General features: G+C 44.4%; 24 protein-coding genes. 10 read left to right on the plus strand and 14 right to left on the minus strand.

Translation table 11 applies throughout. The features are described 5' to 3' along the window. Window positions 1-210 precede the first annotated feature (210 nt). From ACH0AB_RS00340 to ACH0AB_RS00350, 3 genes are all read left to right on the plus strand, one after another. Complete coding sequence (locus tag ACH0AB_RS00340; protein ID WP_406876750.1) at window positions 211-972, plus strand: class I SAM-dependent methyltransferase; 762 nt, start codon at window positions 211-213, stop codon at window positions 970-972. 73 nt (window positions 973-1,045) lie between these two features. Then, window positions 1,046-2,512, plus strand: a complete 1,467-nt coding sequence (miaB, locus tag ACH0AB_RS00345; protein ID WP_406876751.1) for a tRNA (N6-isopentenyl adenosine(37)-C2)-methylthiotransferase MiaB — start codon at window positions 1,046-1,048, stop codon at window positions 2,510-2,512. A gap of 4 nt (window positions 2,513-2,516) precedes the next feature. Continuing rightward, entirely contained in the window at window positions 2,517-2,831 is a 315-nt protein-coding gene (locus ACH0AB_RS00350; RefSeq protein WP_219333418.1) for a hypothetical protein, read from the plus strand. A gap of 10 nt (window positions 2,832-2,841) precedes the next feature. On the opposite strand, the gene ACH0AB_RS00355 is transcribed toward ACH0AB_RS00350, so the two are convergent. From ACH0AB_RS00355 to gspE, 3 genes are read right to left on the minus strand one after another with little or no spacing between them, the layout of a single operon-like run. Next, on the minus strand, window positions 2,842-3,042 hold the full coding sequence (locus ACH0AB_RS00355) for a hypothetical protein (RefSeq protein ID WP_100270391.1): 201 nt from the start codon (window positions 3,040-3,042) through the stop codon (window positions 2,842-2,844). Beyond that, entirely contained in the window at window positions 3,032-3,298 is a 267-nt protein-coding gene (locus tag ACH0AB_RS00360; protein ID WP_406876752.1) for a BrnT family toxin, read from the minus strand. The genes ACH0AB_RS00355 and ACH0AB_RS00360 overlap by 11 nt, the downstream gene beginning before the upstream one ends. A gap of 45 nt (window positions 3,299-3,343) precedes the next feature. After that, window positions 3,344-4,849 carry a type II secretion system ATPase GspE gene (gene gspE, locus ACH0AB_RS00365; protein WP_239743025.1) on the minus strand — a complete coding sequence of 502 codons (1,506 nt, stop codon included), beginning with the start codon at window positions 4,847-4,849 and terminating at the stop codon, window positions 3,344-3,346. A 173-nt stretch (window positions 4,850-5,022) separates the two neighbouring features. Between gspE and ACH0AB_RS00370 the strand changes: the two genes are divergently transcribed. Together ACH0AB_RS00370 and ACH0AB_RS00375 are read left to right on the plus strand one after the other, a co-directional pair. After that, window positions 5,023-5,874: a thiazole synthase gene (locus ACH0AB_RS00370; RefSeq protein ID WP_406876753.1), complete on the plus strand. Its 852-nt coding sequence runs from the start codon at window positions 5,023-5,025 to the stop codon at window positions 5,872-5,874. A gap of 28 nt (window positions 5,875-5,902) precedes the next feature. Next, window positions 5,903-7,261 (plus strand): WS/DGAT/MGAT family O-acyltransferase, encoded by a 1,359-nt coding sequence (locus tag ACH0AB_RS00375; RefSeq protein ID WP_406876754.1) that lies wholly within the window; start codon window positions 5,903-5,905, stop codon window positions 7,259-7,261. A gap of 72 nt (window positions 7,262-7,333) precedes the next feature. On the opposite strand, the gene ACH0AB_RS00380 is transcribed toward ACH0AB_RS00375, so the two are convergent. From ACH0AB_RS00380 to ACH0AB_RS00395, 4 genes are all read right to left on the minus strand, one after another. Continuing rightward, window positions 7,334-8,062 (minus strand): amino acid ABC transporter ATP-binding protein, encoded by a 729-nt coding sequence (locus ACH0AB_RS00380; RefSeq protein ID WP_148664909.1) that lies wholly within the window; start codon window positions 8,060-8,062, stop codon window positions 7,334-7,336. 116 nt (window positions 8,063-8,178) lie between these two features. Continuing rightward, window positions 8,179-8,850: an ABC transporter permease subunit gene (locus ACH0AB_RS00385; protein ID WP_095355885.1), complete on the minus strand. Its 672-nt coding sequence runs from the start codon at window positions 8,848-8,850 to the stop codon at window positions 8,179-8,181. Then, window positions 8,847-9,593 carry an amino acid ABC transporter permease gene (locus ACH0AB_RS00390; protein WP_040404072.1) on the minus strand — a complete coding sequence of 249 codons (747 nt, stop codon included), beginning with the start codon at window positions 9,591-9,593 and terminating at the stop codon, window positions 8,847-8,849. The genes ACH0AB_RS00385 and ACH0AB_RS00390 overlap by 4 nt, the downstream gene beginning before the upstream one ends. 136 nt (window positions 9,594-9,729) lie before the next feature. After that, window positions 9,730-10,761, minus strand: a complete 1,032-nt coding sequence (locus ACH0AB_RS00395) for a glutamate/aspartate ABC transporter substrate-binding protein (RefSeq protein ID WP_406876826.1) — start codon at window positions 10,759-10,761, stop codon at window positions 9,730-9,732. A 416-nt stretch (window positions 10,762-11,177) separates the two neighbouring features. On the opposite strand from ACH0AB_RS00395, the gene hslO reads away from it, so the two are divergent. Both hslO and ACH0AB_RS00405 read left to right on the plus strand, forming a co-directional pair. Then, window positions 11,178-12,113 carry an Hsp33 family molecular chaperone HslO gene (gene hslO, locus ACH0AB_RS00400; protein ID WP_406876755.1) on the plus strand — a complete coding sequence of 312 codons (936 nt, stop codon included), beginning with the start codon at window positions 11,178-11,180 and terminating at the stop codon, window positions 12,111-12,113. Between the two features lie 233 nt (window positions 12,114-12,346). After that, complete coding sequence (locus ACH0AB_RS00405; RefSeq protein WP_062331757.1) at window positions 12,347-12,568, plus strand: dodecin family protein; 222 nt, start codon at window positions 12,347-12,349, stop codon at window positions 12,566-12,568. A gap of 57 nt (window positions 12,569-12,625) precedes the next feature. Here the strand turns inward: ACH0AB_RS00405 and topA are convergent, their stop codons facing one another. The 3 genes from topA to ACH0AB_RS00420 are packed head-to-tail and all read right to left on the minus strand — an operon-like array spanning window position 12,626 to window position 16,694. After that, window positions 12,626-15,382: a type I DNA topoisomerase gene (topA, locus tag ACH0AB_RS00410; protein WP_406876756.1), complete on the minus strand. Its 2,757-nt coding sequence runs from the start codon at window positions 15,380-15,382 to the stop codon at window positions 12,626-12,628. 47 nt (window positions 15,383-15,429) lie between these two features. Beyond that, window positions 15,430-15,930 (minus strand): hypothetical protein, encoded by a 501-nt coding sequence (locus ACH0AB_RS00415; RefSeq protein ID WP_095355881.1) that lies wholly within the window; start codon window positions 15,928-15,930, stop codon window positions 15,430-15,432. Between the two features lie 8 nt (window positions 15,931-15,938). Then, the gene (locus ACH0AB_RS00420; protein WP_406876757.1) at window positions 15,939-16,694 is read right to left on the minus strand and encodes a ParA family protein; all 756 of its coding nucleotides are present in this window, start codon (window positions 16,692-16,694) and stop codon (window positions 15,939-15,941) included. A gap of 240 nt (window positions 16,695-16,934) precedes the next feature. Between ACH0AB_RS00420 and ACH0AB_RS00425 the strand changes: the two genes are divergently transcribed. Beyond that, a complete protein-coding gene (locus ACH0AB_RS00425) occupies window positions 16,935-17,585 on the plus strand; it encodes a DUF2799 domain-containing protein (RefSeq protein ID WP_406876758.1) in 651 nt (216 codons plus the stop codon). 257 nt (window positions 17,586-17,842) lie between these two features. Here ACH0AB_RS00425 and ttcA read toward each other — a convergent pair whose 3' ends face one another. Beyond that, on the minus strand, window positions 17,843-19,057 hold the full coding sequence (gene ttcA, locus ACH0AB_RS00430; protein ID WP_406876760.1) for a tRNA 2-thiocytidine(32) synthetase TtcA: 1,215 nt from the start codon (window positions 19,055-19,057) through the stop codon (window positions 17,843-17,845). 253 nt (window positions 19,058-19,310) lie between these two features. Continuing rightward, entirely contained in the window at window positions 19,311-20,537 is a 1,227-nt protein-coding gene (locus ACH0AB_RS00435; RefSeq protein WP_406876761.1) for an AI-2E family transporter, read from the minus strand. 315 nt (window positions 20,538-20,852) lie between these two features. Here ACH0AB_RS00435 and purM point away from each other — a divergent pair, with 315 nt between their 5' ends. Then, entirely contained in the window at window positions 20,853-21,899 is a 1,047-nt protein-coding gene (gene purM / locus ACH0AB_RS00440; protein ID WP_406876762.1) for a phosphoribosylformylglycinamidine cyclo-ligase, read from the plus strand. A gap of 170 nt (window positions 21,900-22,069) precedes the next feature. Continuing rightward, window positions 22,070-22,762 carry a phosphoribosylglycinamide formyltransferase gene (purN, locus tag ACH0AB_RS00445; protein WP_099808424.1) on the plus strand — a complete coding sequence of 231 codons (693 nt, stop codon included), beginning with the start codon at window positions 22,070-22,072 and terminating at the stop codon, window positions 22,760-22,762. A gap of 69 nt (window positions 22,763-22,831) precedes the next feature. Here the strand turns inward: purN and ubiA are convergent, their stop codons facing one another. Then, window positions 22,832-23,743 (minus strand): 4-hydroxybenzoate octaprenyltransferase, encoded by a 912-nt coding sequence (gene ubiA, locus ACH0AB_RS00450; RefSeq protein ID WP_406876763.1) that lies wholly within the window; start codon window positions 23,741-23,743, stop codon window positions 22,832-22,834. Window positions 23,744-23,853: 110 nt separating this feature from the next. Next, complete coding sequence (locus ACH0AB_RS00455; protein WP_406876764.1) at window positions 23,854-24,672, minus strand: methyltransferase domain-containing protein; 819 nt, start codon at window positions 24,670-24,672, stop codon at window positions 23,854-23,856. Window positions 24,673-24,684 lie beyond the last annotated feature (12 nt).

A 24,684-nucleotide genomic window follows, 5' to 3' on the forward strand; every position in this document is an offset into this window, starting at 1 on the left:
GTAATGTAAAAATTGGTTAACCTTGCTGAAGCGATTATAACGATTGTCGACTAAAAAAAATTTACTCAAATCTCAACTAATTGTATAAAAATGTTGCAGTGTATTTTATATAACAAATAGTTTTTTAATTTTAAATTTAATTAACTATAAATTATCAATTATTTGGCTTATGATAAGCCTATTATTAGCCACCAATAAATGCGATAAGCCATGACCCATACCCAACACGCCCTAAATATTCAACAATACCAAGACAAATCCCACAATTACCTCAATAGCCCTGTTCATGCACAAGGTGCTGAGTTTGACAAAATAAAGCAGTTGATTGAGGCGCACAAGCTTGCGCATGTATTAGATTTGGGCTGTGGTGGTGGGCACGTCAGTTATCAGGTGGCGCCTGTTGCCACATCAGTGATTGCTTATGACATTACCCCTACGATGACGGAAGTGGTCGCCCGCCAAGCCAAAACACGCGGGCTAACCAATATCACCACGCAAATCGGTACGGCAGAAAAATTACCCTTTGCCGACCAACAATTTGATGCCATTATCACGCGCTATTCTGCGCACCATTGGCAGAATGTACCACAAGCGCTGTTTGAGATGCATCGCGCCCTAGCTGACGGTGGCAAAGTGGTGATTGTCGATGTGTTGGGCAATAGCAACCCTGTGCTCAATAATTTTTTACAGACCATTGAAACCATCCGCGATCCCAGTCATGTCAAAGATTATAGTCTTGCCGAGTGGTTGTATTTTGCAGAAATCACCGGCTTTAGCGTGGCGACTGTCGAGATGCAAAAACTGGCGTTAAATTTTGACAGTTGGGTCGCCCGTATGCATACCCCTGATACCAGCATACAAGTGATTCGAGCCTTACAAAAAAATTGTGCCGCGCCTGTTAAACAATATTTTGAGATAGATGATGCTGGCAATTTTAGTACCGATGTTATTTATTTAGTACTGTCAAAATAATCACTACCGCATCTTACCAAAAAAATCTGTTATAATTGAGGGTTTATTTTAGGCGAAACATTTAGGTGTAGTCATGACAGTTGCTACTTTTGACCCAAAAGCACAGATTTCCAAAACTCAAAATTTGGTAACGCCAACGCTAGTGGCGAGTGTTGAACCCACCATGCCACCAGCGGATACTCGTGTCAAACGCGTGTTTATCGAGACCCAAGGCTGTCAGATGAATGTGTACGACTCTGAAAAAATGGCAGATGTGTTAGGCGACTCCCATGGCATGGTGCTGACGGACAATCCTGAAGAAGCCGATGTGCTTCTGATGAATACCTGCTCGATTCGTGAAAAAGCGCAAGAAAAAGTATTTTCTGAACTCGGACGCTGGAAAAAGCTTAAAGAGAAAAACCCGAATTTGGTTATCGGTGTGGGTGGCTGCGTGGCGTCACAAGAAGGTGATAAAATCCAAAGCCGTGCCCCGCATGTCGATATGGTGTTTGGACCGCAAACCCTGCATCGCCTGCCAGAACTGTATGACCAATCCACCAAACAGCTGGATGTCAAACCCAAAAACCGTATCGGCGTCGTCGATGTGTCTTTCCCAAGCATTGAAAAATTTGACTTTTTACCCGAGCCCAAAGTGGAAGGGTTTAAGGCGTTTGTATCTATCATGGAAGGCTGCTCAAAATACTGCTCATTTTGTGTGGTGCCTTACACCCGCGGCGAAGAAATCTCGCGCCCCCTCGATGATGTACTTGCTGAGATTGACAGCCTTGCCAGCCAAGGGGTACGTGAAGTAACGCTATTGGGGCAAAACGTCAATGGCTACCGCGGCGAAAAACACGATGGCACGATTTGCCGTTTTAGTGAGTTATTACATTATGTGGCACACGTTGACGGCATTGAGCGCATTCGCTATACCACCAGCCATCCACTGGAATTTAGCGATGATATCATTGAAGCGTATGCCAAAATACCAAAACTGGTATCTCACCTGCATCTACCTGTGCAAAGTGGCTCCAACGCTATCCTAGCCGCCATGAAACGTAACCACACCATTGATATCTACATTGAGCAAATCCGCAAACTGCGCGCGGTGCGCCCTGATATGTATTTATCAAGCGATTTTATTATCGGTTTTCCCAATGAAACTGACCAAGATTTCCAAGACACACTCAATCTTGCCAAAGATTTGGATTTTGACCATTCATATAGCTTTATTTACTCTAAGCGTCCAGGCACCCCTGCGTCAGACTTGCCCGACAATATCGATATAGCAACCAAAAAAGCCCGTTTGGCTGAGTTTCAAAAGGTGATTGTCGATTCGACTTGGGCAAAAACCCAAGGCATGGTGGGTCAAACCGTGCGTGTGCTGGTGGAGCAACATGGCGACCGCAATCCTGAATTTTTGATGGGAACGGCAGATAATACGCGAACGGTATTGTTCAAAGGCGATGACGCGTTGATTGGTAAACTGGTGATGGTAAAAGTCACGCGAGCCATGAGTCCGCATTTGGTGGAAGGTGAGTTGGTGGAGGTTTTAGGTTAAGATAATGGCATTTGACATGTGGTTTGATTGTGACAATGAGAAAATTAATTGTCAAATTTCGCATGAGGACGAACGTATTTTACGTTTAGCCGAAGGTAACACTAACTTTTCAACGCTTACTTGGCTATTGGATAACTTTTATAATGACCCAGTCATTTATCCGAATGTTGCTAAATCACTGGTCGTTGAATTAAATAATTTGGCAGACTATTTTGCGAAAAATAACCATAAGCAATCTATCACTCACTGTCAGAAAATCGAAAACTTTATCCGTTTGTCAATTGAAAAAATGCAAGTTATTCATTGCATCAGTGATTAAAACACATAATTCAAACAGTAGATTGTGTGTGAATTTTAATTGCCATGACTTGGCGAATCATTTCACTGATATGTTTTTTAGTATCATCATCTTGGGTTACAAGCCAATCACTCACATCTTTATCCAGCAAATGCTGTTGTTCTCGCAACCGATTAAGATGGGAAATTTGTGTCGCTCTTTGCGCATTTGAGAAATCGTATTCAGTTTGCATATTGGTTTTCCTCGTTTTTGGTTGCTTTTCTGGCAGATATTAACCGAATCATATCATCATTATCCACATAACAATAGACAACAACTAACAAGCGATTTGCCATGCCTAATAATACAAATCTTGGTTCATCGTGGTCAACATCTTCACGTACTAGCGCATTCGGGTCAAGTAATGCAATTTTTGCTTCATCAAAACTTACACCATGTTTGATTTTATTACTCTCAGCTTTATTTTGGTCAAAAGTTATTTGTATCAATTTAGCGACCTACATTCATTTTTTCATTCACACTAGAAAAATATATCACATCTCTTTTTCTTTAGTGACACGTAATACTTCTTCTAGTGTGGTTTTGCCTGCCAATACTTTTTTGAGTCCATCGGCGCGAATGGATGGTGTTTTGCTACGGGCATACGCTTCTAACTCAAATTCGGCTGTTTGACTATGAATCAGTTGTCGCAGTTTGTCATCAACAGGCACCACTTCATAAATCGCAGTACGTCCCCGAAATCCTGATTGATTGCACTTCTCGCAGCCCACGGGTTTTGGCAGTTTAATCTCTCCGACTTCGTCTATTTCAGTAAAAATCTGCGTTTGATAGGCATCGGCAAGTGCCCATGTATGGCAATGCGGACACAAAGTACGCACTAGTCGCTGTGCCACCACGCCAATGAGGCTCGATGACAACAAAAACGGCTCAACCCCCATATCTTGTAGTCGCGTCACCGCACCAATCGCGGTGTTGGTATGCAGGGTCGAGAGCACCAAGTGACCTGTGAGTGACGCTTGCACTGCAATTTCTGCGGTCTCTAAATCGCGAATCTCCCCCACCATCACCACATCAGGGTCTTGGCGTAGCATGGCTCGCAAACTACGCGCAAAGGTCATATCCACTTTATTATTGACTTGGGTTTGCCCAATACCATCTAGCTGAAATTCAATCGGGTCTTCAGCGGTCAAAATATTACGGGTGTTATCGTTCAAATCCGTTAAAGCCGCGTATAGCGTCGTGGTTTTGCCCGAACCTGTCGGACCTGTGACAAGAATAATGCCATGCGGGCGATGGATTAAGCGTTTAAGCTCGCTATAATCATTGTCTGACAAACCCAAATAGGTCATATTTAATCGACCCGCCTGTTTATCCAACAGCCGCATCACCACACGCTCACCAAAATTTGATGGCAAGGTCGATACCCGCACATCCACTTCTCGCCCAGCCAGACGTAGTGAGATTCGTCCATCTTGCGGTACCCGTTTTTCAGCGATATCGAGTTTTGCCATCACCTTGATACGCGACACCAGTAGCGGTGACAGTTCCCGTTTTGGACTGACGATTTCTTTAAGCACCCCATCCACCCGAAAGCGCACCGATAGGCGTTTTTCAAAGGTTTCGATGTGAATATCTGAGGCGTTTAGGCGGATGGCTTCAGACAGTAGCGCATTGATTAGTCGAATAATCGGTGCGTCATCTTCTTGGTCCATCAAGTCTTCCGTTTCAGGGACACTGTCAGCAAGACTCATCAAGTCGGGATGGTCTTCAAGCCCAGCGGCAATATGCTGAGATTCCCCTGTGTTGCCTGCATAGACAGCGGCTAACTGCTTTTCAAAATCGTCACTTTGCGCCATAGCAAAATTCAATGGCAGTGGCACTCCTGCTTGACTGGCAAAACGGTTGGCTTCGTTGATGGCTTCCATAGGGGTATCAGCCGTCATCAACAACGTCGGCGGGGCAGTCAAATCTTGCGAGTATTGCAACAGCAGTTGATGACGTTTGGCAAAACTATAGGGCAAGGCAATCGGATTTAGCATAGGGATTATCGAATGAAATAAGCCAAGAAAAGATGCGTTCCATTGTAGCTTATCAACAAGACAAATCCTACCAAGGCGCACAAAAAGACCCTGAGACAAGCTATATTTTGTTATACTAAAGCATTTTTTACTGATTGATAACCATGACAATCAAAATCTAAAAAGGGATGACAATGACCCAAACCACTTTAACTCAAAATCCTGCGACCAAAAATTCTTCAAGCCAAAATACGCTGATAACCGCAAACGACCCCCTACACATTGGTTCGCGCACGTTTACCTCTCGTTTGCTCGTCGGTACTGGCAAATATACAGATTTGGCACAAACAGGCGAAGCCATCGCTGCCAGCGGCGCGCAAATCGTCACTGTCGCCATTCGACGCGTGAATATCGGGCAGAAAAAAGATGAACCCAATCTACTCGATGTGATTTCTCCCGAAAAATACACCATTTTACCTAACACCGCGGGCTGTTTTGATGCTGATACTGCTGTGCGTACCTGTCAATTAGCGCGTGAATTGTTGGATGGGCACAACCTTGTCAAACTTGAAGTATTGGGCGATGAAAAAAACTTGTATCCCAATGTCATCGAAACCGTGAAAGCGGCTAAGACGCTAATTGATGATGGCTTTGATGTAATGGTGTATACCTCAGATGACCCGATTGTTGCCAAAGAATTAGAGAGCATGGGCTGTGTGGCGATTATGCCATTGGGCAGTTTGATTGGCTCAGGTTTAGGATTGCTCAATCGCCATACCTTAAGTCTCATCATCGAGCAAACCCAAGTGCCGGTCTTGGTGGATGCAGGCGTGGGTACGGCCAGTGATGCCGCCATTGCCTTGGAATTAGGCTGTGATGGCGTACTGATGAACACCGCGATTGCCCATGCGCAAAACCCTGTATTGATGGCCTCTGCCATGAAACATGCGGTGATGGCTGGACGCGAAGCCTTCTTGGCGGGTCGTATGCCAGCACGCTATATGGCACAAGCTAGCTCGCCACAGACTGGCTATTTTTTCCGCTAATTTATTATTTCACACTTAAGGACATCGCATGCGTCTGCTCACCGCCATTGACCAGTTATTTATCTTACTTGAAAATCGCAATCAGCCGATGCACATTGGTGGGCTGTTCTTGTTTGAGATTCCCGATGGCGCAAGCGATACCTTTGTCAGTGATTTGGTGCAGCAGATGGTTACGCAAAAGACGCCGCCGAGTTTTCCGTTTAACCAAGTGTTATATCATCTAGCATGGTGGAAAACCGATGAAAACTTTGAAGTCGACCATCATTTTCGCCATATCGCCCTGCCCAAACCGGCACGCATCCGTGAGCTATTGACTTATGTGTCCCAAGAGCACAGCAAATTACTCAACCGTGCCAAACCGATGTGGGAATGTCACATCATCGAGGGGATTGAAGGCAATCGTTTTGCGTTGTATTTTAAGATTCATCATTCTATGGTCGATGGGATAGCGGCGATTCGTTTGGTCAAAAAATCGCTATCAGAATCGCCAACCGAGCGCATTAGCTTGCCAATTTGGTCGCTAATGACCCGTCATCGTCACCAACTCGATGCTTTGATACCAGAAGATAAATCCCTTCTGCGTGTCGTCAAAGAGCAAGCGCTGGCTATCCCACCCGCCATCAAAGCCTTATGTAAAAATGTGGTAGAGCGATTTGACAAGGACTATATTACCACCACCCAAGCGCCAGATAGCCCCCTCAACCAACCGGTATCAAGCTCACGGCGTATCTCTGCCCAATCTTATGAGCTTATTCGTTTTCAAACCATCGCCAAACATTACGCGGTGACCGTCAATGATGTGATTTTGGCGATTTGTTCGGGCGCGTTACGCCGTTATTTGCTCGATATCAATGGCTTACCCAAAAAACCCTTGATTGCTTTTGTACCCTTATCCCTGCGCGATGACAACGATAGCACAAGCCAACACGTTGGCAATCAAATTACCTTTATTTTAGCCAATCTTGCTACTCACCTTGCCGACCCTGTTGCCCGGTTAAAGACGATTAATGGCAGCACCAAAAATAGTAAAAAACGCTTTTCACGGATGAAGCAAGCCTCGTCGATTATTTATAGTGGGGTTGCTTATAGCCGTTCAGGATTGCAGGTACTTACCGGTCTGTTTCCCGATTATCGCGGTTTTAACTTGATTATCTCAAATGTACCAGGTTCTCATCAGCCATTGTATTGGCAAGGGGCAAAACTGCAGGCGCTGTATCCTGCCTCGATCGTGCTCAATGACCAAGCGATGAATATCACCTTGTGTACTTACGTGGATAAAATCGAGTTTTGTATCGTCACCTGTAGCCAAATATTGCCCCATAGCCAACGATTACTCACCTATATGGAAGAGGAACTCAAAGAATTTGAATCACTCATGAGCAATTAGGCTAATGCAAACTTTGACAATAAAAAACGGCAGTGACTGCCGTTTTTTAATGAAATAAACTTTATCTTATATTTAGTGATTTAAGATTTTTGACAAGAAATCTTTCGCACGCTCGCTACGCGCACCGGCAAAGAATTCTTCACGGCTACAGTTTTCAACGATATGACCTTGATCCATAAAGATGATACGGCTGGCGACTTGGCGCGCAAAGCCCATTTCGTGGGTCACACACATCATGGTCATGCCCTCATTAGCAAGCTCAATCATCACCTCAAGTACCTCTTGAATCATCTCAGGGTCAAGCGCGGAAGTTGGCTCATCAAACAGCATTGCAATCGGGTCCATACTAAGCGCGCGTGCAATTGCTACCCGTTGCTGCTGACCGCCTGACAACTCGGCAGGGTATTTTTTGGCATGCGCTGACAAGCCCACGCGGTCAAGATAACCCAAGCCTTTTTTCTGCGCTTCAGACTGACTACGACCCAATACTTTGATTTGTGCCAAGGTCAAGTTTTCTAAGATGGATAAATGTGGAAACAGTTCAAAATGCTGAAATACCATCCCTACCCGGCTTCGTAGTTTTGGCAAGTCAGTTTCTTTGGCGCCGACCGACATGCCATCAATCAAGATTTCACCTTGTTGAAAGGCTTCAAGCCCATTGACGGTTTTAATTAAAGTTGATTTGCCGCTACCTGATGGACCACAGATGACGGTCACATCGCCTTTGTGCACATGCGCGGTACAGTCCGTCAATACTTGAAAGTCGCCATACCATTTACTGATTTTGTTGACATTAATCATGATATCGGGACTGGCGTGTCCACTGTTTGATACCAAGCCACCAAATTCGTTGAGCCAGGTGGTTTCATCAATTTTAGTAACTACTGACATGTTATTATTCCTTTATTCAATATTGATTAAGCCATGCGAAAGCGTTTGCGTAGGTGGTTGACAGCGGTCGATGCGGTTAGACTGACCACAAAATAAAACGCCCCTGCCAGCAAGATATAGGGGGTTAGTAGCCCCATCAAGTCACCGCGCACGTATGAGGCTCGGAAGAAATCCACCAAGCCAATCGCAAACACCAAGGTGGTATCTTGGAACAAAATAATCGACTGCTGTAGAAGTAGCGGAAACATCTTGCGAAACGCTTGTGGCAAAATAATAAAACGCATGGTCTGACCATAAGTCATACCCAAGGCTTTAGCGGCATTGACCTGTCCTTTGCCAATTGACTGGATACCCGCACGGACAATCTCAGAAAAATACGCGGCTTCAAACACCATAAATGCCACCACGCACGAAGTGAACGCGGTATCCAACGTCAAATACGTGCCCGTCACCAAGTTATACACCATCGGTACAGCAAAATAAAACCAAAGCAATACCAACAGCAGCGGCACTGAACGGAAAAAGTTGACATACAGCTTGGCAGGCACGGCTAAAATTCGAATGCCCGACAACCGCATCAAGGCTAGAATCGTACCCAGTGTCAAACCGCCAATGATAGCTAAAAACAACACTTTGAAGGTGATCCATAACCCACCCATCAACCCTGGCATTGCGGCTTGTAATTCCATCATATTCATGCGCCACCCCCATCGATTTGACCTTTGATGCGTAATTTTTTCTCAAGCCAAGTCATAAAATAAATCAACACCAAATTAAACAATAAATAAATAATCGTGGTAAAGGTATATACTTCGATATTGTTTTGGGTATATTCACTGATAGTTTTGGTTTGGCTAATCAGCTCAGTAACCCCGACCAATGAAGCGACCGAGGCATTCTTAAAACAGTTGGTAAGCTCAGAGCTCATCGGTGGTAAAATCACCCGAAACGCCTGTGGCAAGACGATATGACGATACGTCTGTGGTAAGGTGAACCCAAGCGCATAGGCAGCATTGGTCTGCCCTTTTGGCAATGATTCAATGCCCGTACGCACTTGCTCTACAATACGCGCCGCAGTAAATAACCCAAGACCAATACTTGCTGAAATCACCGCCGAGGTATTTGGGTCTAACTCCTGAAACCACCATTTTTGTAACGCAGGTGTCAGCCAAGTAGGTGCCACATAAAACCAGAAGAATAACTGTATTAATAGCGGAATGTTACGAAAAAAACTCACATAAGCCGTACCAATCGCTCTGGCAGTTTTGTTTGGTAAAGTACGCATAATACCTAAAATCGTACCGATAATTAAGGCAATCAGCCAGCCACTCCCACCAATGACCAACAGCCATTTAAAGCCTGTCAATAGCCACTGCCAGTAGACTTCGTTACCTACACCTGTTGGTTGCAGCAACACGCCCCAATTCCAACTATAATTCATTGCCACCCCCAAAATCCTGTCTAGCAAATTGATTTACCCAAAAACTAAAACTGACGTAACCACAATTGATAGGTGATGACGTCAGTTTTATGTTGGATAGTAACCTTCCTAACCTAGTTTGTTGTTATCCCATCAACTAAGGTTTTGTTGCACTTGCAATTGCATTGCTTGCAGATGCCACAGCGGTTGCCACATTACTCGCGCCCGTTGCTACGGCATTGACGGTAGCAGATGCGGCTGCATTAGCGACGTCTTTTGGTTGCGCGCCGTCATGCGGATTGGCTAATAAGCTTTTTAAGTTGTCAGACATTTGGAAGTTCATGTTGATGTTTTTTGGTGGAATCGGTGACATGAACCATTTTCTGTAGATGTCGTTGATTTCACCTGATGAATAAGTCGCAACCAACGCATCATCGACTACTTTTTTGAATTCACTATCGTCTTTACGCATCATACAGCCATAAATTTCATACGATTGTGGGGTACCAACAATGACCCATTTGTTTGGATCTTTGGCTTTGGCTTTTTCACCCGCAAGCAGTACATCATCCATCATGAAGGCTGCCGCACGACCGCTTTCTAACATCAAGAAAGATTCGCCGTGGTCTTTGGCAGAAACGATGTTAATACCCATTTTTTTGTCATCGTTGAGTTTTTTGATAAAACGCTCAGAAGTAGTACCTGCGGTAGTCACTAAGGTTTTGCCTTTTAAATCCGCAAAATCTTTGATACCTGAATCTTTAGCCGTTAATAAGCGAGTACCAATCTCAAAGAAACCGTTTGAGAAAGCCACTTGTTTTTGGCGCTCTTCATTGTTAGTGGTCGAACCACACTCTAAGTCAACCGTACCATTTTGTACCAATGGGATACGGGTCTGTGAGGTTACTAGGTTGTAACGCACTTTGAGGTCTGGCATATTCAATTGTTTTTTGACTGCATCAACAATTTTTAATTGTAGGTCATGGGCATAACCCACAGGTTGGTTGGGCGTACCTGCGATATAAGAAAATGGAATTGAGGAATCACGGTAACCCAGCACGATTTCCCCTGATTTTTTAATTTTATCGAGCGTTTTTTCACCGGTAGCCGCTGCCGCTGGTTGGCTACCTTCAGTCCCTGCCGCTTTGTTGTCGCTGGCTTTGTTACAACCTGCAACACCTAATGCCATAATAGCAACGGTTGCTAAGGCGATTGGCTTTTTAGAGATTAAAATCATCCTATGATCCTTGTCGTATGATACGTTCTTAGTTAATCTTTTCGCTGTGTGGCTGTCAATGCCAAATCAAGTAAAAAGACTCCCCCCATCTCTTGATGTTTATCCTTCCCTGTCCTTCATCATCCCTCATCGCACCCGTTAAAATCTGGCAAAACCTTGCACAATGACTGATAAAAAATAGTTTAGGATACTCAAAAGATTTCAAATGTGTGTTTATAGTAATTTACTTTTCTGTGTTGTGACAATAGATTTACAAAAAATATTTTTTTCATCATCGACAATTTTTTTACCATTTTTTTGCTATTTTCTATTTTATCCCCATTTATAGCTCAATAAATTGATTAAAACTCACTTAACATAGGTTATTTATGACAACAGCGACTCAAGTACTTCACGATTTTGATATGCGCCAACGTTTTTATTTTGAGCAAAGCCCCGTACGCGGTGACGTGGTACGCATCAACGACAGCCTGCAGACGATATTGCAGCAAAAAGATTACCCAGTTGCCCTGCAAAAACTACTTGGGGAAATGTTGGTTGCGGCAAGCTTGCTGATTGGTACCTTAAAAATCGAAGGTCGTCTATCCATTCAATTGCAAAATTCAGGTGCAGCCACTGACCCTGAACAAGACAGCTTAACTTGGGCGATGGCAGAGTGCGACCACCAAGGTCACATTCGCGGTCTTGCAGAGTGGACAGGCGCGTGGCAATCCGCACAAACGGCAAATGATGCCTTTGCCAAACTTGGTAAAGTCGGTGAAGGGGTGTTATTTATTAATATCCAACCTGATGCCACGTATGGCACACAAGCAGAAGGTTATCAAGGCATTGTTGAGCGTGTGGCAGATAACTTGGCGGATTGTTTGGCACATTACCAACAGCAATCCGTACAGATTCCTACCTTAATCAACTTGGCTTGTGATGGTGAGCAAGCGGGCGGTATCGTGCTGCAGTTGCTACCACGTACCACAGAAGAAGAGTATGAGACGGTGGACAATGACTTGTTCCCCCGCTTAAAAATCTTAACCAAAACGCTAAAAGCTGAAGAGTTAACCACCTTGCCAGCTGATGAGATTTTATATCGCTTGTATCATGAAGAAGACGTGGTGACGGCTGAGCCTATGCCGTTGACCTTTGCTTGTACCTGCTCACAGCAGAAAAGTGAATCGGCAATTTTTCAGTTGGGCAAACCCGCTGCATTAGAAATTGCTAATGAGCATGGAGGCGCGGTGGCGTTAGATTGTGGTTTCTGCGGGCATGTTTACCGTTTTGATCACAAAGATATTGAAATGATTTTTGCTTAATTTAATGGATTGCCTAGCTACTTTTACATCATTTAAAATTGCGCAATATTGGTTACGCTTCTAGTTGATGTGATAGCCAAAACTAATACCAAAGTTACAAGTTAACTTTGGTATTTTTTTGCATATTTGATAAGTTATAAGCATCAAGTTTGCGATAACTTAAGTTAAGCTTGATAAGTATTATATTAAAAATTAATTAGGAAAATAATACAATAGAAAATAAGGATATTGTTATGTCAGTGGCAAAAAATATTGAAATTAGCAGCAGCTCAACGGTAAGTTTTGAAGATGCGATCAAAAAAGGCATTGCACAAGTCAACAAAACGGTTAATAACGTGGAAGGTGCTTGGATTAAAGAGCAAAAAGTACGCATTAGCGATGGTAATATTACTAGCTATAACGTGATGATGATTGTTAGCTTTGTAATTGAAGATGACAGCACTGATTTAAAATAAAGATTTTATTTATCCATAAAAACCCTAGCATAAGCTAGGGTTTTTTGTTGGTTGCCATTACTCTTCAACCCACTGTCCTTTACGATAAACCAAGGCAAATTTAGTCGCTTTGCCGTCTTTTTCTGAGCCGATATATTGCTCTGCATTTTTACGGCTCCAACGCAAAATCGTAGGATTGCCCTCATTATCGGTATCTGGCGCGGTAAATAAATACTGGAATTTATCTTCCAACTGATCTTGTATCGCGCGTAATTCTGACAGTTTTGGTGGGCGCGTCTCTCGCACTTTAGGAAATTTTGACGCTGCCAAGAATAACCCTGCTGCCCCTTCACGCAAAATATAATGGTCATCAAATTTTTGTGACTTGAGTTCTGGCATAGGAATTGCGGTCATGCGTGGTGGCGCTGCATCGCCATTTTTGAGTACTTTACGGGTATTATCGCACTGCTGACAGGCAAAATAGGCACCAAAACGCCCAGTTTTAAGCACCATTTGCCCATCGCATTTATCACAGGGTATGGTAGGCACATCGTCATTGCCTGCGGTTTCAAAGACGCCTTTTTCTAATAGATAGCCATCACAGTCAGGATTGTTACCACAGACATGGAGTTTTAACCCGCCATCGACGATATACCCATCCATCGCGGTATGGCATTTCGGGCAACGTTTTTTCTCAAGTAACGCTTGTATCTCGTCGTTGTTGTCCGCGTCGTCCTCACCGAGATTTTGGCTCTCTTTACTGGTTTGGCTATGGAAGGCTTCCACAGGCATCAAATTTTTGGTGCCTTTACAACGCTCTTTGGGGGGTAAATTATAGCCGGTACAACCCAAAAACACCCCTGTTGAACCGGTACGGATCTGCATTGGGCGCTGACATAAATCACAATGAATATCTGGGACATCGGTTGGGTTATTGGGCTTCATGCCGTCTTCGTCTTTGGCACGCTCTAACTTGCCTTTAAAATCGCCATAAAAATCATCCAGCACTTTTTTCCAGTTTTGCTGACCTTCAGCGACTTCATCTAGGTTTTCTTCAAGCCCTGCGGTAAAAGCATAATCCATCAAATGCGGAAAGCTGTTGACCAGTCTGTCAGTGACGATATCACCCATTTTTTCGGCGAATAAACGTTTGTTTTCTACCTTGACATACCCACGTTCTTGAATGGTTGAGATAATAGCGGCATACGTGGACGGACGACCAATCCCACGTTTTTCCAATTCTTTGACTAAGCTTGCTTCAGTATAGCGAGCCGTTGGCTTGGTAAAATGTTGGGTAGGCTCGATACTATCGACCACCAATTTTTCCCCGATTTTTACATCAGGTAATAGATTGTCTTCATTTTTGGCCGGGGGCTGTACTTTGGTATACCCATCAAAGGTCATCACGCGACCTTTGGCTCTCAGCTCAATCTCGCCAGCGTTGACAATCAACGTCATGGATTGGTACTGCGCAGGTGGCATCTGACACGCCACAAACTGGCGCCAAATCAGCTCATATAAGCGCTGGGCATCGCGCTCCATATCTTTTAGCGAGGCAGATTGCACCAAAACTTCTGAGGGGCGAATCGCTTCGTGCGCCTCTTGGGCGTTTTGCTTGTTACCATACACATTGGGCGATTTTGGGACATATTTTGCGCCGTATTGTTTGTCGATAAAACCGCGTACACTGGTGAGTGCATCCGCTGACAAAAAAGTACTGTCGGTTCGCATATAGGTGATATGACCTGCTTCATACAGGCGCTGAGCCAGCATCATGGTTTTTTTAACCGGAAAACCAAGGCGGGTACTTGCGGCTTGTTGCAGTGTCGAGGTAATAAAAGGTGCAGCGGGTTTTGACTGGGTGGGTTTTTCTTCCCGATCCGCCACGATAAAATTGGATGTTTCAAGCAATGCAACAACGGCATGGGTCTGCGCTTCGTTTTCTAGCGACAGGGGTTTGCCCGCTTTTTTTACCGCTTCTAGGCGAATGGTCTCTTGTTTGGCTTGCTGGCTGTGGGTATTGCTGTGGATTTCCCAATATTCCACTGGGGTAAAAGCGCGAATTTCACGTTCACGCTCCACCACTAGACGCGTGGCGACAGATTGTACTCGCCCTGCCGACAGTCCGCGCGCTACTTTTTGCCATAGCAATGGCGATACCATGAAACCAACGACACGGTCTAAAAATCGTCTGGCTTGCTGCGCGTTGACACGGTCATAGTTTAGCTTGGTGGGGCTTTTAAAGGCATTTTGAATCGCGTTTTTGGTGATTTCGTTAAATACCACGCGGCTGTATTTGTCATCACTGCCACCGATGACTTCTTTGAGATGCCAAGCAATCGCTTCCCCTTCTCTATCCAAGTCGGTTGCAAGATAAATTTCTTTGGCGTCTTTGGCAAGGGATTTTAATTCTTTAATGACTTTAACTTTACTGGGTAGAATTTCATAATGTGCTACCCAGTCGTGCTCGGGGTCAATGCCCATGCGCCGTACCAAGGCTTGCTGCGCTTTTTGCTCTTTGGTGAGCTTGGTATCCGACTTATCGTCGGTTTTTGCTGCGCCAGAACCCGACACAGGTAAATCACGCACGTGCCCCACACTAGAGCGGACGATAAAATCATTTCCCAGATACTTATTGATGGTTTTGGCTTTGGCAGGGGATTCTACAATCACCAAGGCTTTGCCTTGCCCCGAAGTTTTAGGCGCTGTTTTTGATGCTTTTGATGTGGCTGTTGATTTGGGCGCGGCGGCTCTTTCGGCCGACTGGGTGTCTGCTTTTGTATCAGCCGTATCCGTGGTTTTGGTTGACTTTCTCGCTGTCGGTGTTTTACTCATGTTGGGTTCACAAAATCATTAAAAAGGGTAAGTTAAAATACGAAAAGTTAGTTATTCTGCACCAATTTGGCATAATCATGCAATTTACTTTTTAACATGATTAGGTCTTTTTCGGTGGTTTCAAGTTCTGATTTCATGCCCAGTTGGCTATTTTCTTGCCAATAAATACACACAAAATTGGCTTTACAGCTTAAACCTTTAACAGTTGTTGCGATGGAGGCCGGTAAATCCACCTCCCGATTATCAAGCGCAAAATTAGCGGGATAATGCCCGGTAAAGGGGCGCCATTTGCCCTCAATCACCTGATAATCACAGGGGCGCATCTTCGCGTCTTCAATCACCACGCCGTATTGCGCCATCATGCCTTTACCGCGTTCGCCTGTATCGCCGATAATCCAATCAGGGCATGCGACCAGTTTTGGCTGCACGCCCACGCGTCTGGCCGCCATACGCAGATTATCACGCATGGTCTCACGTGCAGATGGTTTTAACCCCATGATACTACCGACAATAAACACCCCGATGGCGATGGCTATCCATATTCCCATTGATTATATTACTCGTACCAGCTGCTATTTTTGGATTTTTTAGATGACGTTTTTGCTTCAGTTTTGGTGTCAGCTTTGTTTTCGGCTTTGGCGTCAACTTTACCAGTCGGCTGCGGCTCGGAAGCTAGCATATCCATAATCGGCTGCCACTGGGCTTGAATGTCTCGATACGGTTTTTGGCTTTTATCAAAAATCGTCAAGCCGCGCTCTGCCAAGGCTTGATAAATACTACGCTCAGATAGCCAAGCCAGGGGTTGCTGCCCAATATCAGCAAAATACGCCATCAGTTTTTCGGTCGGTTCATTGTCCTGCATCAATTGACTACGCACGCGATTGGCAACCAGATAAATATCGACTTTGCCTTTGCGAATACGTTTGATGTCTTCTAGGCTTTTTAAAAAGCGTTTGGTACTGTCAATATCAAAAAAAGCGGGCAAAACAGGAATTAAAATCGCCTTGCATTCGGCAATCAGCTGTTCGGCTTTATTGCCTGATAACGCACCTGGGGCATCAATAATCAGCCAGTCATTTTTACCCAAGGTTTTTGGGATATCACCTATATCATTGCTATCGCGCCAGTCAATACCGATAATGGCAGGTACGTCCGCTGGGCGCATTTTTAGCCACTGTAGGCTTGATTTTTGGGGGTCTGCATCTGCCAATGCCACTGTTTTGCCTTGGTTTGCCAATGCCGCCGCTAGACTCACCGCAATCGAGGTTTTACCACATCCCCCTTTTTGATTGGCGATTAAAATTTTTTGCATGACCCTCACCCTGTTGATAAAAAATTAATGCAATATCACCACATTAACCCAAAATTTAACCCTGTTAATTTGACGCTATTCATTTGGTTGTATTAAGTAGCCTAACAAAATTTTAACCATTGATAAATGCTTTTATATAAATAATCTGTTAAATTAAAAAATATCAATTCATTAACGGTTTGATCGGTTTAGCCAGTTTTTGACTGGCTGATGGCGACTGTAAACTTCAAAGGTGCCACCATGACGATGCTTTCATTCATAGAGACCTATCACCCAGCAACCACCTCAAAAAAAATGCTTGGACTGTTTGCTGTCACTGCCTCGATGACAGGTTGTGCTACCTTGGGCGGCGGATTAACACCCACTCAGTGCCAACAAAGCAATTGGCAAACCATTGGTTATCAAGATGGTTTACTGGGTCGCAGTCAAGATTATATTCAAAAGCATATCAAGCAATGCGCTAAAGCCAATGCTGTGCCTGACCAGCAACAGTGGCGACAAGGTCGTGAAGAAGGATTAAAACGTTATTGCACACCGCTACGCGCTTACCAGTTGGGACGTGAAGGCTATGACTACAATGATGTATGCCCACAATCGATGACGCTTGGTTTGTTAAAAGCGCATGACGAAGGTTATCTCAACTACCAACGTGAGCAAAGGCTAAATCAACTGTGGTACAACACCGACCCATTTTGGGGCTCACCCTTCTACGGTAGTCGTTTTGGTGGTTGGGGCGGTTTAGATAGAAGGTCACGCCCGTATTATCCACGGAGTGTACCTAACAACCGCCACCCAAAATACACTGATACCCATCAGCCTACATCAAGCCAACCTGTAGCGCCTCGCCCCGTTACATCTAGCAATGATGCAACCATAGGTTCAAAAAAATAATCGCAGCTAAGATAGAAAATAACACGACGAATTTATTGTGAAATTTTGTTTTGAAATCTCGTTGCGCAATCTCGTTTAGCGATACGGCTCGTTGCGTGATGGCAACAATTTACAAATTAAAACTAAAAAAGAAGTTCGGGTTTATTTAATCGAACTTTCTTATTAAACCAGTAGCTTATCGAATCAACCGCTTATCACCTCAATAGCTTAACCCATTACAGTAACCAAAATAGCCGTGTGCTTGACCCGCTTGGTTATCAAATCAAAGGATTGATTGTCGGTATTTTTTGGCTCTCAGCGTTTTGGCTGGCGTTGGATGTTTGAGGCGCTTTGTTTTTTTGATATTTGGTGGGGTCAAAGCTTTGCACAGCAGGTGCAGTTGGCACCCCTTTTTGCTGAAGCTGCTCATCAATCTGCCCCGCTTGGATGTTTTCCCCTTCAAATACACGGATATGCTCATCACGCTTTAACTGCAAATTTTCAAAGTCAAACAACTCACGGTCAGCGAGCTGTGATGGTGCGACATTTTGCATCGCGCCAAATATCGAATCCAAGCGATTCGGGTATTGCTGATCCCATGTGCGTAACATGTCATTAATCATCGCCCGTTGTAGATTTTCTTGGCTGCCGCACAGGTTACAAGGAATAATCGGAAACTGCTTGTAATTGGCATATTTGATAATGTCTTTTTCTTCCACATACGCAAGCGGACGAATCAAGATATTTTGCCCATCATCCGATAGCAGTTTTGGTGGCATCGCTTTGAGACTACCGCCGTGAAATAAATTTAAGAAAAATGTCGCCATGATATCATCACGGTGATGACCGAGTGCCACTTTGGTTGCACCGATTTGTTTGGCAAATCCATATAACGAACCACGGCGCAGACGTGAACACGCAGAACAGTAAGTTTTACCTTCTGGTACGATTTGCTTGACCACGCTATAGGTGTCTTTTTCTAAAATATAATACGGAATGCCATGCTTGGTCAGATAGTTGGGCAAAATATCTTCAGGATAGTCAGGTTGCTTTTGGTCAAGATTGACGGCAATCACATCAAACTGAATCGGTGCTATTTTCTTTAAGAACAATAAAATATCCAGTAAGGTAAAACTGTCTTTACCGCCTGAGATACACACCATGACCACATCACCGTCTTCAATCATGTTGTAGTCACGAATCGCCCAAGAGACCAGCTTACGTAATTTTTTTTGTAGCTTGCGAAAACGCGCAGATTTGATGTCATCGCCTTTGCTGTCACCTTTGGCATCGCCCAAGATTTGCTGCGCTTCATTGTTTAACGCTTCATTCAAAGCTTCATTGTCTAAAGTATCATTGTTTGACGCCTCATCATCCCAATCATTATCATCAAGCCCATCTATGTCACTCTCTAATAGTTGGGCTGATAATTGGGGTTTTAATTCAGCGGCAGACATGGTTGCTGCTGGGCTTACAGAATTGTTTGATTGCATAAGATACCTAACTGATGATAAACCAATAAATAAACCTATGATGACGCTATCGGCTATCAACGACGCATTATTTATTGGGAAAATTGCAAATAAAAAAAGCATTTAGCGTAAGGCGGACTAAAATACCACCCACAATAAATGCTTGATTGAGCGTATCTATAACCGCCTATCAGATAGAAAACGCCTATCACATAGTCGGCTATTATACGGCAAAATTACGCGGTTGTAGCCATTTGAATGACATCTTGCTGTTTTAGAAGATATTTTTTATCCGCGTCATCCAACTGGTATTGGCTTTTTCAATTTTTTCGGTAATTTCCTTTTGTTGCTGTTCAAGCTTGATATCCATCAGATTTTTTTCTTTAAATAAACCATATTGGGCATCGCCTTTATAAAACTCAGTTTCACGGTAACTGTCATACGCATGTTTGAAAAGCACATTGAGCACAGCGGCGAGCGGCAAAGCAATCAGCATACCTGCAATGCCTGCCAGTGCCGCCCCGGCAAGTACCGCAAATATCACCCACAATGGTGATAAACCAATTTTATCACCCAACAATAACGGCTGCAAAACATAACCTTCCACCGCCTGCCCTACCATAAAGGCACCGACAATTAGCACTAAATGTACCCAGTCCACGCCAAATTGAAATAGCCCTGCAATAATCGCCGCAATAAAGCCAAGGGTAAAGCCAAGATACGGCACAAAACTTGCGATACCCGCCATCATACCGATGATAAGACCGACTTTAAGTCCAATGAGTTGCAATTGCACCGCGTACACCATACCGAGCAACACCATCACTAGTAGCTGACCTTTGATAAATGACATCAACGCTTCATCACTTTCTTTGGCGATACGATAGACCGATGGAATATAACGGTTGGGAATCATATGACGCATTTTTACCAAGCGCTCATCCCAATTATATAAAAAATAAAACATCAAAATCGGCACCAGTACCACAATGCCCGCCACGTTGATTATATTCATGCCCGATAACATTAAATTGGTAAAAAATGAACGCGCATCAGTGATATTGTAGTTTTCTTTGAGATAATCGACCAAGCCTTTGGACATATCACGTACTTGCATGGCAGGTAAACGTATGGGTGTGTGAGAACGCACCCAGCCTCGAAGCGTATTGTTATAATAGTCAATCGCTGTCGGTACATACTTCCATGCCGATTGTAACTGCTCCCACACCAGTGGAATGAGCCACCAGAGTATCAATCCAATCATCAGCCCAGTGGACAAATATACCAGCAAAATCGCCACCCAGCGGCGAATGTGTGCCTTGTCCTGTAATTTTTGAACCAACGGATTAATTGCATACGATAAAATAAATGCTACCAAAAATGGCAAAATTACCGATTGTAATTGATAAATGATATAGCCTATTGCAACCAAAAATAGCGATATAAATACCCGTTTGAAAAACACATCTTTCGTAAATCGATAAGGGAATGGGTTGTACATAGGTTCCTCAAAAAAGCCAAATACGCCAAAAATATAAGGGTAATGTCAAATAAAAGACGGTCACTGCCATCGTTGTATTTTCGACTAATTTTAGGTAATTTGACAAAAATAGATAGCGCAAACTGCACAACTCATACAAATATTCAAAGCTATGTTATAAAGCCCTATCACATTTGTGGGGCTTGAAAGCGTTATGAACGATAAACAGCCTAATATTAGCCAAGTAGCAAAGCGATGGATTATTTTTCTTTTTGATGGGAATTTGGGTATAATGCGCGTATTACTTTTCCCAATGATTCTGGCGATAGGAAGACCATGACTACACAACCCACTTCGTTAAGTTATAAAGATGCTGGCGTCGATATCGATGCTGGCGAAGCGTTAGTTCAGCGCATTAAATCAGTTGCCAAAGCAACTAGCCGCTCTGAAGTAGTCGGTGGTTTGGGTGGATTTGGCGCCTTGTGCCGTATTCCACAAGGCTATAAATCCCCTTTATTGGTCTCAGGGACTGATGGTGTCGGTACCAAACTCAAACTGGCTTTACAACTGCAGCAGCACGACACCATTGGTCAAGACTTGGTAGCGATGTGTGTCAATGACCTGCTTGTATGTGGCGCCGAGCCGTTATTTTTCTTGGATTATTATGCCACAGGAAAACTAGACGTCGATACCGCAGCAACGGTTATCAGCGGTATCGGTGACGGCTGTAAATTGGCAAATTGCGCGCTCATCGGTGGCGAGACGGCTGAAATGCCAGGTATGTACCAAGATGACGACTATGATTTGGCGGGTTTTTGTGTGGGCGTCGTCGAAGAGTCGGAAGTGATCACGGGTAAAAACGTTGCCAACAGTGATGTGTTAATTGGTATCGCCTCTAGCGGCGTGCATTCAAATGGTTACTCATTGGTGCGTAAAGTCATTGAAGTCAGCGGTGCCGATCTTGCCACTGAACAATTAGACGGCAAAGCATTAAAAGACGTGTTGATGGCACCGACAAAAATCTATGTCAAAGCCATTGGACAACTGCAAAAAACCTTGGGCAACGCAAACTTGCATGCGATGGCGCACATTACGGGTGGCGGCTTGACGGAGAACCTACCACGCGTATTGCCCGACCATTTGGCGGCGCAAATTGATGTGAGTTCTTGGACATTCCCGCCTGTGTTCCAATGGCTTCAGCAAAAAGGTCATATCGAGCAGATGGAAATGTACCGCACTTTTAACTGCGGCGTGGGTTTTGTCGTCGTGGTACCGGCAGATAAAGCAGACCAAGCCATTGAATTACTCAATGAACAAGGCGAAACCGCATGGAAATTGGGTGAAATCGTTGAAAGAACAGGCGATGCGGTAACCTATCGCTAATGTTATCCGCGACTCAATCGGTTACTTTACTATTGGGCTATTTTACCCTTAATTTACCCTTAAGCTAATTTATCCTTGAGCTAGTTTATCCTTGAGTTAATTTAAAAGGTGCGTTTTTACGCACCTTAGTTTTTCCAACCTATTGCTTTGCTATCTTTATGAAGTTGAACATGACAAACCCTACCCCGTTAAAAATTGCCGTCCTCGTCTCTGGCAGTGGCAGTAACCTGCAAGTATTAATTGATAAGCAGCTGCAGCAATTATTAAACATTCAAATCGTGGGCGTGATTAGTAATAAAGCCGATGCCTATGCACTTGAGCGCATCCGCCTTGCCAATGAGCAGCAAGCTAATATTGCAACCGCAGTGATTGCGCGTGACGATAATGGCAAAAAATATACCCGTGTCGGTTTTGAACAACGGGCACTGCAAGAATTGCGCGCGTGGCAACCTGATTTGGTGGTGTTGGCAGGATTTATGCGGATTTTAACGCCGCTGTTTATTGATGGTGTCACCAGCAAGGATGGATTAAACGTGCCCATGATAAATCTGCACCCGTCACTGCTACCCAATTATAAAGGCTTAGATACCCATACCCGTGTGCTACAATCTGGCGAGCGCTATCATGGTTGCAGCGTGCATTTGGTAACGAGCGAACTCGATGCGGGGGAAGTCATCGCCCAAGCGGTGACCTGCGTCAACGCGGCTGAAAATGCTAGCCAATTACAGCAGCGCGTTCATGCGATGGAACACCAACTGCTGCCTATGGTGGTGGGGTTATTTGCTGAGCGGATTGTTTCGCTTAACAATAACCAACTCACCAACCGCCTTGGACTCAATTTGCCTATCAAGTTATGGTTATAGTTAAATTATGGCTATTATCAAAAAAAACGCCTACAATCAAATTTAGGCGTTTTTTATGTTTATCACAGTTTATCCTCGAAGTGCCGATACACTCAGTATCACGATTAGCAAAAATACATAGCGCCCTACCCACACGTTATCTAAAAATGCGTTAAAGCAAAGCTTACGATCGTAGGTCAGACATTGTTTATTTTGTCGGTAAAACATGGCAACGATAGGTAGCAGCGCCAATACTGAAAGCGCGCCAAAATAATGCCAAAACACGCCCGCCAAACTGAGCAAAAACACCCCTTGAAGTAGGCTAATTATCAACACATCGTGTTTACCAAATAAAATCGCGGTGGATTTGACCCCAATTTTTAAATCATCCTCACGATCTGCCATTGCATATTGGGTATCATACGCCACCGTCCAGCACATATAGCCGAAAAACAGCAGCCAACACCAAATATCAACCTCGGTCTGCCCCGTTAATACTTGCGATACCGCAACATACGCCATCGGAATCGCCCAGCCGAAAGCCGCCGCCAAAAACACTTGCGGCAAATGGGTAAAGCGTTTCATAAACGGATAGATAAACGCCAACGCCACCGCACCAAATGACCAAATAAAAACCTGCACAGGCAAAAATATTAATAGCGATGCACTCACCCAAGATAAAATTAAAAACGTCCAAACCGCTTCTTTACCCGTCAAGCGACCATCCGCCAGCGGTCTACCTTTGGTTCGCGACACATGCCCATCGACTTTTCTATCAGCAAAGTCATTGATGGCACAGCCTGCCGCTCGCATCAACACCGCACCCGTCGCAAAGATTGCCACCACATGCCAAGGGGGCAATTGCTCAAACCCTTTTGCCGCCAAAAACACCGCCCATAAAGTCGACCAAAACACCAACTCAATGCCCACAGGCTTATCAAAGCGGGTCAGGTGAATATAGGCTTGTAGCTTATCTTTAAAAGACAGAGTGTGTGTAGCCATAGCATGTTTAATTAAACTAATCAAAAAGGAATAGAAGGTTGATGCTAGCGTAGCGCTAGGCAATAGTGTAGCGCTAAATGTTAGCCAAATCGTCGATAAATTTGTTACCCTTACAGCTGTAAGCCAATCATCAGCAGTTGGTAATCCAGCCCAATCGGTGATTGGTCTTGCAGATAGCGTCTAAATGTCGCCGTATCGATGCTGTCTTTGCCAGAGACGGCGCCGCCCATTTGCTTGAGATTTTTTAACAGACTTTTTAAATTGTCATAAGAGACAGCAAACGCTTGCTCGGTGTGATACATTAGCGTGCCTTGACGCTGTTGTTGCAAAGTGTGTATCGCCGCTAGCCAAGCGTGACTGGGTAAAAAATCAAACACAGGCAACTTGGGAAAGCGCTGACGGACTTGATGAAAAGAACCTGCCACCGGAATCGCCAAATGCAGCTGACCTTTGGTTTTGACGATGCGCCCAAGCTCTGCGATAACGCTTGGCGATGTCCAATGAAGGGCAAAACTACTCATCACCAAATCGGCTGATTGATTCGCCAATGCCATATCTGCCATATTGGCGCAAAGCGCTTGGCTGTGCAGCGTCATTGGAGAAGTTGGTGAGGATGAGGTAGATGACAGCGGCATCGACAAAAGATGCGCGACTCGCTGTTGCCAAATTGCAAGCATACTGGCAGCAGTATCGACGCCATATAACTGAGCGGAAGCTAACGCTGCATTTTGTAAAAACTTTGACATCACCGCCTGCGTCAATTTTCCTGTGCCACAGCCCACATCAACCACGCAGATATCGGTTACGCCGGTATGGTAACGCACAATGAGCTGCGCCAAATGCTCTGCCACCTGCGATTGAATCGGCGTGGCGGCATCGTATGAGGTGGCAAATTGTTCAAAAACAGGGGTAACAGTACAGGACATCATCGACTAAAACAA

This window comes from Moraxella sp. 179-F 1C4 NHS, from assembly GCF_045370505.1.
Classification (GTDB): domain Bacteria; phylum Pseudomonadota; class Gammaproteobacteria; order Pseudomonadales; family Moraxellaceae; genus Faucicola; species Faucicola tetraodonis.

What these genes read in the sequence shown, in the direction of transcription:
- ubiA (WP_406876763.1), bottom strand. Translation starts at nt 23,743, where the DNA reads ATGGCTACACACACTCTGTCTTTTAAAGATAAGCTACAAGCCTATATT.
- ACH0AB_RS00355 (WP_100270391.1), bottom strand. Translation starts at nt 3,042, where the DNA reads ATGCAAACTGAATACGATTTCTCAAATGCGCAAAGAGCGACACAAATT.
- ACH0AB_RS00425 (WP_406876758.1), top strand. Translation starts at nt 16,935, where the DNA reads ATGACGATGCTTTCATTCATAGAGACCTATCACCCAGCAACCACCTCA.
- ACH0AB_RS00420 (WP_406876757.1), bottom strand. Translation starts at nt 16,694, where the DNA reads ATGCAAAAAATTTTAATCGCCAATCAAAAAGGGGGATGTGGTAAAACC.
- ACH0AB_RS00340 (WP_406876750.1), top strand. Translation starts at nt 211, where the DNA reads ATGACCCATACCCAACACGCCCTAAATATTCAACAATACCAAGACAAA.
- ACH0AB_RS00455 (WP_406876764.1), bottom strand. Translation starts at nt 24,672, where the DNA reads ATGATGTCCTGTACTGTTACCCCTGTTTTTGAACAATTTGCCACCTCA.
- ACH0AB_RS00370 (WP_406876753.1), top strand. Translation starts at nt 5,023, where the DNA reads ATGACCCAAACCACTTTAACTCAAAATCCTGCGACCAAAAATTCTTCA.
- topA (WP_406876756.1), bottom strand. Translation starts at nt 15,382, where the DNA reads ATGAGTAAAACACCGACAGCGAGAAAGTCAACCAAAACCACGGATACG.
- ACH0AB_RS00380 (WP_148664909.1), bottom strand. Translation starts at nt 8,062, where the DNA reads ATGATTAATGTCAACAAAATCAGTAAATGGTATGGCGACTTTCAAGTA.
- hslO (WP_406876755.1), top strand. Translation starts at nt 11,178, where the DNA reads ATGACAACAGCGACTCAAGTACTTCACGATTTTGATATGCGCCAACGT.
- purN (WP_099808424.1), top strand. Translation starts at nt 22,070, where the DNA reads ATGACAAACCCTACCCCGTTAAAAATTGCCGTCCTCGTCTCTGGCAGT.
- miaB (WP_406876751.1), top strand. Translation starts at nt 1,046, where the DNA reads ATGACAGTTGCTACTTTTGACCCAAAAGCACAGATTTCCAAAACTCAA.
- ACH0AB_RS00405 (WP_062331757.1), top strand. Translation starts at nt 12,347, where the DNA reads ATGTCAGTGGCAAAAAATATTGAAATTAGCAGCAGCTCAACGGTAAGT.
- purM (WP_406876762.1), top strand. Translation starts at nt 20,853, where the DNA reads ATGACTACACAACCCACTTCGTTAAGTTATAAAGATGCTGGCGTCGAT.
- ACH0AB_RS00395 (WP_406876826.1), bottom strand. Translation starts at nt 10,761, where the DNA reads ATGGCATTAGGTGTTGCAGGTTGTAACAAAGCCAGCGACAACAAAGCG.
- ACH0AB_RS00435 (WP_406876761.1), bottom strand. Translation starts at nt 20,537, where the DNA reads ATGTACAACCCATTCCCTTATCGATTTACGAAAGATGTGTTTTTCAAA.
- ttcA (WP_406876760.1), bottom strand. Translation starts at nt 19,057, where the DNA reads ATGCAATCAAACAATTCTGTAAGCCCAGCAGCAACCATGTCTGCCGCT.
- ACH0AB_RS00350 (WP_219333418.1), top strand. Translation starts at nt 2,517, where the DNA reads ATGGCATTTGACATGTGGTTTGATTGTGACAATGAGAAAATTAATTGT.
- ACH0AB_RS00375 (WP_406876754.1), top strand. Translation starts at nt 5,903, where the DNA reads ATGCGTCTGCTCACCGCCATTGACCAGTTATTTATCTTACTTGAAAAT.
- gspE (WP_239743025.1), bottom strand. Translation starts at nt 4,849, where the DNA reads ATGCTAAATCCGATTGCCTTGCCCTATAGTTTTGCCAAACGTCATCAA.
- ACH0AB_RS00415 (WP_095355881.1), bottom strand. Translation starts at nt 15,930, where the DNA reads ATGGGAATATGGATAGCCATCGCCATCGGGGTGTTTATTGTCGGTAGT.
- ACH0AB_RS00390 (WP_040404072.1), bottom strand. Translation starts at nt 9,593, where the DNA reads ATGAATTATAGTTGGAATTGGGGCGTGTTGCTGCAACCAACAGGTGTA.
- ACH0AB_RS00385 (WP_095355885.1), bottom strand. Translation starts at nt 8,850, where the DNA reads ATGAATATGATGGAATTACAAGCCGCAATGCCAGGGTTGATGGGTGGG.